The sequence below is a fragment of the Methylobacterium sp. E-041 genome (assembly GCF_022829665.1).
Taxonomy (GTDB): domain Bacteria; phylum Pseudomonadota; class Alphaproteobacteria; order Rhizobiales; family Beijerinckiaceae; genus Methylobacterium.
Genome location: NZ_JAKSYQ010000110.1, coordinates 1 through 1163, shown reverse-complemented (window position 1 = coordinate 1163; position 1163 = coordinate 1). Strand labels below are relative to the sequence as shown.

Annotated in this window: 1 protein-coding gene and 1 pseudogene; one reads left to right on the top strand and one right to left on the bottom strand. The window is 60.4% G+C overall.

Annotated features, from left to right (window positions below; all coding sequences use genetic code 11):
• Positions 1-355, top strand: a 355-nt coding sequence (locus MKK70_RS10170; RefSeq protein ID WP_243947403.1) for a hypothetical protein, incomplete at its 5' end; no start/stop codon positions are given.
• Positions 356-1018: 663 nt separating this feature from the next.
• On the opposite strand, the pseudogene MKK70_RS10165 reads toward MKK70_RS10170, so the two are convergent.
• Positions 1019-1163 (bottom strand): annotated as a pseudogene (locus tag MKK70_RS10165) (IS481 family transposase); the annotation flags it as partial.

The following is a 1163-nucleotide window of genomic DNA, read 5'->3' as shown; positions in this document are numbered from 1 at the left end:
CGCCGAGCCTCCACCAAGCGCTTACCGCAGGCGCTTTGCCGAGATCGTAGAAGCCGTCGTTCTTGGTGGCGTCGCCTCAGCGCTGCTCCCATGCCAGCGCGTTGATCGGGTCGAGCGTCGTCGCATCACGCATGTCTCGATGCGGTCGCAGCACAGCTCGACGACCCTATCCCTACGGCTGTCCTACCGGGACCTACTGCCGCCGATGGCTTCGCTGTTCGTCCGCCACGGCCTCAACAGCTGCAATCGCATTCTCAAGCTCGGCGATCCGCTTCAGCGTGCTGTCGGCTGGCATCGTGTCGTACTGCGCCGCTTCCATGATGAGGACGCATTGGCGAGCTTTGAGGCGGTCTAGGAGGGCATCGAGCTTTTCCATGGCGCGCTGTAGCGGCGAGCGGCTGTCTCGACAACCGCACCCCGGCGGGCGGTCAGGCCGACGAGCAAAATCCTCTTGGCATGCTAGGCCCAATCAGACGAACGATCAATTGAGGAGGCCAGCAGCCATCAAAGCTGCGGTCACGGAAGAGATCTATGCAACTTGAACGGTTTTAAGGGCCAGTGCGTTTAGGGCACCGAAGCGTCTCAGCTTCAAAGCGAGATGCCGTGTGCCGATGGTCAAAGCCATGAGCCCTGAATTTGAAGGCTTGTTCGAGCCCGATGAGGCTACGCCGCCGGAGCGCCTTCGTGAACGCGTAGCGACGTGGGCGGCGCTTGCGCTGATCATGGTGTTTTTTTCGTCACCATCGCCTTGTGGGGCTATGCGACGTGGTGGGCCTTGATGAAGTTGATCGGTCTATTCGCCTGACACACCAGCCTCAGGGGCCTCATGGCACCAAGCCGCGAACTCGACGATGCCGACAAGCCAAACGGTGCTGAGCAGGATCGCGGTGTTGAATGTGAGATGCATTCCCGCATCCTCCCCCATTTTCGTTAAGGAAGCTGTGGCCAGGGACTACGTAAGTAGCAACGAAATTCGTTGCTGCACTGCGGCGCGGTGTCCTTGTAGGTGCTACTTCGTCTAGATGTTTGGTCCCGGCATTTGGTGGAGCGGGTTTGACCTGAAGCGACCGGGCTCGGCGGACCATGCTTTGCAGATGGCCTCGTAGGGCGTGAGACCCCGCAGGGTCTTCAGGCGGCGGCCAAAATTGTAGGCGCTCACGAAG